General features: G+C 67.3%; 5 protein-coding genes. All 5 read left to right on the top strand.

Annotation, left to right across the window (positions count from 1 at the left end; translation table 11 throughout):
* On the top strand, positions 1-1,550 hold a 1,550-nt coding region (locus VK519_RS07740; protein WP_324348746.1), incomplete at its 5' end, for a bifunctional 5-dehydro-2-deoxygluconokinase/5-dehydro-2-deoxyphosphogluconate aldolase.
* On the top strand, positions 1,547-3,424 hold the full coding sequence (iolD, locus tag VK519_RS07735) for a 3D-(3,5/4)-trihydroxycyclohexane-1,2-dione acylhydrolase (decyclizing) (RefSeq protein WP_324348744.1): 1,878 nt from the start codon (positions 1,547-1,549) through the stop codon (positions 3,422-3,424). The genes VK519_RS07740 and iolD, both read left to right, overlap by 4 nt.
* Positions 3,421-4,323 (top strand): myo-inosose-2 dehydratase, encoded by a 903-nt coding sequence (gene iolE / locus VK519_RS07730; RefSeq protein WP_324348742.1) that lies wholly within the window; start codon positions 3,421-3,423, stop codon positions 4,321-4,323. The genes iolD and iolE overlap by 4 nt, the downstream gene beginning before the upstream one ends.
* A gap of 22 nt (positions 4,324-4,345) precedes the next feature.
* Complete coding sequence (gene iolB / locus VK519_RS07725; RefSeq protein ID WP_324348740.1) at positions 4,346-5,143, top strand: 5-deoxy-glucuronate isomerase; 798 nt, start codon at positions 4,346-4,348, stop codon at positions 5,141-5,143.
* A gap of 28 nt (positions 5,144-5,171) precedes the next feature.
* A partial coding sequence (locus VK519_RS07720) for an aldehyde dehydrogenase family protein (protein ID WP_324348738.1) occupies positions 5,172-5,851 on the top strand: 680 nt, incomplete at its 3' end.

Here is a 5,851-nt window from a genome sequence, read left to right as displayed (position 1 = left end):
ACATCGACGAGGCCTTCATTGCCCGCTGCCGCGCGCTGGTGATTACCGGCACGCATTTCTCCACGCCGCGTGTGCACGCGGCCAGCACGCGCGCCATCGCGGCGGCGCGGCGGAACGATGTTCGCACGGTGCTCGACATCGACTACCGCCCGGTGCTGTGGGGCCTCACCGGCCGCGGCAACGGCCAGCAGCGATTCATCGCCGCCGCGCACGTCACCGGCCATCTGCAGTCGATCCTTCCCGGCTTCGACGTGATCGTGGGCACCGAGGAAGAATTCCATATTGCCGGCGGTAGCCAGGATCTGATCCAGGCCCTGCTTGCCGTGCGCGCCGTCACCCCGGCGCTGCTGGTGGTCAAACGCGGCCCGATGGGCTGCAGCCTGGTCGATGGGGACATTCCCAGCCATATCGATGACGCCCCCACCTGGCGCGGCGAGCGCGTGGAAGTGCTCAATGTGCTTGGCGCGGGCGATGCGTTCCTGTCCGGCTTCCTGGCCGGCTGGCTGGGCGATGGCGACCTCGACCGCGCGTGCACGCTTGCCAACGCCTGCGGAGCGTTGGTGGTATCGCGACACGGTTGTGCCCCGGCCATGCCCACGCGCGCGGAGTTGGCGCATTTCCTCGATGCGTCCACGCGACCGGAGCGCCCGGACCGCGACGATGCGCTGCAGCACCTGCACCGCGTGAGCGTGTCGCGCAAGGCGTGGCCCGAGCTACACGTGTTCGCCTTCGACCACCGCACGCAGTTCTTCGGACTGGCCCAAGAGAGCGGCGTCGACGACAGCCGCGTGCCTCGCCTGAAACAGCTGCTGGTGCAGGCGGTGGCTACCGTCGAGCACCGGCAGGGCCTGGAAGGCCGCATCGGCGTGCTCATCGATGATCGTTATGGTCAGGATGCCCTCAATGACGCGACTGGCCGCGGCTGGTGGGTGGGGCGGCCGGTGGAGCTGCCCGGTTCCATGCCGCTGGAATTCGAACATGGCCGTTCGGTGGGCACGGACCTGGTCTCGTGGCCGCGCGAGCAGGTGATCAAGTGCCTGGTGCAGTTCAATCCCGACGCCCCGGCCGACGAACGCGTCGAACAGGAGACGCAGCTGTTGTCCCTGTGGCGCGCCGCCTGCGCCAGCGGTCACGAGTTGCTGCTTGAAGTCATCCCGCCCGCCGGTGGCGAGGATCGGGTGCTGCGGGCGATGAAGCGTATCTACAACCTGGGCATCCGCCCGGAATGGTGGAAGCTTTGCTCGGCGCAACCGATGCCCTGGAAGCGCATCGACGCGCTGATTGCCGAACGCGACCCGTACTGCCGGGGTGTGCTGCTGTTGGGGCTGAATGCTTCGTTTGATCAATTGCGGGAAAGCTTCCGCGAGGCGGCCACGGCGGACAGTTGCCGCGGATTCGCCGTGGGCCGCACCCTGTTCATGGAGCCGGCGCGGGCGTGGCTGACCGGCGAGATCGACGATGCCACCCTGGTTGAAGGCGCGGCGCTGGCGTTCGAGCGCATGATCGGCATCTGGCGCGAGGCCCGTGAGCCCGCCAGGGTGAGCGCATGAAGGGCACCGTGCGACTGACCTGCGCACAGGCGCTGGTGCGCTACCTCGCGGCGCTGCGCACGCGCGACGACGATGGCGAGCTGGTGCCGCTATTTGGCGGGGTGTTCGCGATCTTCGGCCACGGCAATGTGGCAGGGCTGGGCGAGGCGCTGCATGGCGTGCGCGATGCCCTGCCTACCTACCGTGCGCATAACGAACAGGCGATGGCGCACACCGCGATCGCCTACGCCAAGGCGCACATGCGCCGGCGCATGATGGCGGTCACCAGTTCCATCGGCCCCGGGGCGACCAATCTGGTCACCGCGGCGGCGCTGGCCCATGTCAACCGGCTTCCGGTGTTGTTGCTGCCGGGCGATGTTTTCGTTTCCCGCGCGCCCGACCCGGTACTGCAGCAGCTGGAAGACTTCCAGGACGGCACCGTTTCGGTGAACGATTGCTTCCGGCCCGTGTCGCGCTACTTCGACCGCATCGTGCGGCCGGAACAGTTGCTGGTGGCCTTGCCACGCGCCATCGCCGTGCTCACCGATGCCGCGCTGTGCGGACCGGTGACGCTGGCGTTGCCGCAGGACGTGCAGACCGAGGCCTACGATTACCCGGCGGACTTCTTCGAGCCACGCGAGGTCATCTTCCGCGCCGTGCCGCCCGCCGCCGGTGAACTCGATGCCGCGGTGGCGATGCTGCGCCAGGCCAAACGCCCGGTGGTGGTGGCCGGAGGCGGCGTGCTCTATGCCCGCGCCAGCCATGCCTTGCAGCAATTCATCGAGCGGCATGGCGTGCCGGTGTGCGAAACGCAGGCAGGGAAGGGCGCGTTGCCCTGGAACCTGCCGTTGCAGCTGGGGCCTGCCGGTGTGAGCGGATCCACGGCAGCCAACGAGATGATTTCCCAGGCCGACCTCATCATCGCCCTCGGCACGCGCCTGCAGGATTTCACCACCGGGTCGCAGGCACTGATCGGCGATACGCCGGTGCTGGGCATCAACGTCAACGTGATCGATGCGATCAAGGCCAACGGGGGCCGCCTGGTGGCCGATGCCCGGCTTGGCCTGGAAGCCATCGGCGACGCCCTGGGCTCCTGGAGCGCCGACGAGGCATGGACAAGCCAGGCACTGCGTGCTGCCGACGAGTGGCGCGGCATCGTGCAGGCCGTTACCGGCCGCCGCCTGCCGCCGGAAGGCCGGCTTCCCTATGACGGGGAAATCATCGGCGCCGTGCAATCCTCAACGGAGGATTCCCCGGCGCAGGACATCGTGGTCTGCGCTGCCGGCACCCTGCCCGCGGAGCTGGAAAAGCTCTGGCGTACCAGCGTGCCCGGTGGCTACCACATGGAATATGGCTATTCGTGCATGGGCTATGAGATCGCCGGCGGGCTTGGGGTGAAGATGGCCCACCCCGACCGCGAGGTGGTGGTGATGCTCGGCGACGGCAGCTATCTGATGATGAATTCGGAAATCGCGACCTCGGTGATGCTCGGTGCAAAGCTTGTCATCGTGCTGCTGGACAACCGTGGCTACGGTTGCATCAACCGCCTGCAGCGCGCTTGCGGCGGCGCCCCGTTCAACAACCTCTTCGACGATTGCGTGCAGGGTCCGCAGGGCGCGCCGCGCATCGACTTCGCCGCGCACGCCCGCGCACTGGGCGCATTGGCCGAGCACGTGGACAGCCTCGACGGCCTACGCGATGCGCTTGTCCGTGCGCGCGCGGCCGACCGCACCTATCTCATCAGCATCGACACCGATCCGGATCGCACCACCGACCAGGGCGGTGCGTGGTGGGAGGTAGCGGTGCCGGAAGTCTCCATCCGCGGCGAAGTGCACCATGCCCGCGCCGCCTACGAACAGGCGCTGACGCGCCGCCGCGAAGGAAAGCGCCCATGAACGACATCCGCATCGGCATCAACCCGATCTCCTGGAGCAACGACGACCTGCCTTCCCTCGGCGGGGAGATCCCCCTGGCCACCGCGCTGGAGGAAGGCCGCCGGATCGGTTACGAAGGTTTCGAACTGGGTAACAAGTTTCCCCGCGAGCCCCAGGCGCTGAAGTCGCTCATGGCCGGCTACGGCCTGGCCGTGGTGTCCGGCTGGTATTCCGGGCGACTGGCCGAGCGCTCGGCAGAGGAAGAAATCGCAGCCGTCGAAAGTCACCTGGAACTCCTGGCGGCCAACGGCTGCACGGTGATGGTGTACGGGGAAGTGGCGCACGCGATCCAGGGCGAGCCCGTGGCGCTGTACCGCCGGCCGCAGTTCAACGGCCCCGACGCCTGGAAGCGCTATGGCGAGAAGCTCGACACATTCGCACGCTACACGCTTTCGCGTGGCGTGCGGTTGGCCTACCACCATCACATGGGTGCTTATGTCGAAGCACCGGGCGATGTCGACCGCCTGATGGCGAACACCGGCGCCGATGTCGGCCTGTTGTTCGATACCGGCCACGCCTTCTTTGGCGGCGCCGATCCACTGGAGCTGCTCGAACGCCACATCGATCGCGTCTGCCACGTGCACTGCAAGGACGTGCGTCCGTCGATGGTGGCGATGTCACGCAACCGTCAATGGAGCTTCCTGCAGTCGGTGTTGAATGGCGTATTCACGGTACCGGGCGACGGTGCGATCGACTTCGCCTCGATCATCCACCGGCTGCGCCGGCACGGCTACCGCGGCTGGCTCATTGTCGAGGCCGAACAGGACCCGGCCGTGGCGCCGAGCTACGACTTCGCCGAAAAGGGCTACCGCACGCTGCGTGGCCTGCTTGGCGGCACCCCCACCCAAGAGGCGGCCTGAGATGGCCGCGGGAGCCCAAGGCATGAGTTTGCTGGTGAAGGCGCGCCCCGACGGGCGCGACATCGTCGAAGTCACCCCGGCATCGGCAGGCTGGACCCACGTGGGTTTCCGCGCCGTGCGCCTGGGTCCCGGCGATGCGTTCGAGACGGATGTTCCTGCCGGCCGCGAAGCGTGTTTCGTGGTGCTCGAGGGCATCGTCGACATCGTCGCGGGCGACCAGGGCTGGACGGGCCTGGGCACCCGCAGCAGCGTCTTCTTGGATCGCCCGACACATGCGGTGTATGCGCCGCCGGGCACCCGGATACGGATCGTTGCCGACGTGGTAAGCGAGATCGGCATCGCCTCGGCTCCGGCCAGGGGCGGCCTGCCGGTGCGGTTGATCCACCCCGACGGCATGCGCAGTTCCGTGCGCGGCGCCGGCAACAACACGCGTTACGTATGCGACATCCTGCCGGAAACCGAACCTGCCGAATCGCTGCTGGTGGTGGAGGTGCGCACCCCCGCTGGACATTCCTCCAGCTATCCGCCGCACAAGCACGACACCGATGCAGTCCCTGCGGAGAGCGTTCTGGAAGAAACCTACTACCACCGCCTGGATCCGCCGCAGGGCTTTGCCTTCCAGCGCGTGTACACCGATGCGCGCGACATCGACGAATCCATGGCGGTGGGCAACCACGATGTGGTGATGGTGCCTCGCGGCTACCACCCGGTGGTGATGCCGCACGGCTACAACGGCTATTACCTCAACGTCATGGCCGGCCCGCGCCGGGCCTGGCATTTCAAGAACGATCCCGACCACGAATGGATGCTTGCGCGCTAGAGAAGCGCGTGTACTGGAGAACCGCCCCATGTCTGCCCAGCCCCACCACGAGCCCAACGTGATCCGCACGCGCCACTTCATCGCAGGCGCCATCGTCGACGGCCACGCCGCGCGCCATGCGCCGGTGTTCAATCCCGCTACAGGCGAGGTGGCTTCCACCGTGTGCCTGGCCGATGCGCAGGACGTCGATGACGCCGTGCGCGCCGCGGACGCTGCCTTCCCCGCCTGGGCCGCGGAGCCTCCGCTCAAGCGTGCGCGCGTGATGTTCCGCTTCAAGCAGCTGATCGAACGCGACATGGACATCCTTGCCGGCGCCATCGTGCACGAGCATGGCAAGGTGTTCGACGATGCGAAGGGCGAGGTGGTGCGCGGCCTTGAAGTGGTGGAGTACGCCTGCGGCATTCCGGAGCTGCTGAAGGGCGAGTACACCGAGCAGATTGCCCGTGGCATCGATGCCTGGACCATGCGCCAGCCGCTGGGTGTGTGCGTGGGCATTACGCCGTTCAATTTCCCGGCGATGGTGCCGATGTGGATGTTCCCCATGGCCATCGCATGCGGCAACACCTTCGTGTTGAAGCCTTCCGAACGCGATCCGGGCACGGCGCTGCTGCTGGCCGGCCTGCTGAAGGAAGCGGGCCTTCCCGACGGCGTATTCAATGTGGTGCAGGGCGACAAGCTGGCGGTGGATGCACTGCTTGATCATCCGAA

It is taken from the genome of Pinirhizobacter sp. (assembly GCF_035317885.1).
Lineage (GTDB): Bacteria > Pseudomonadota > Gammaproteobacteria > Xanthomonadales > Rhodanobacteraceae > Pinirhizobacter.
This window is presented reverse-complemented; position numbering and strand designations above follow the sequence as displayed.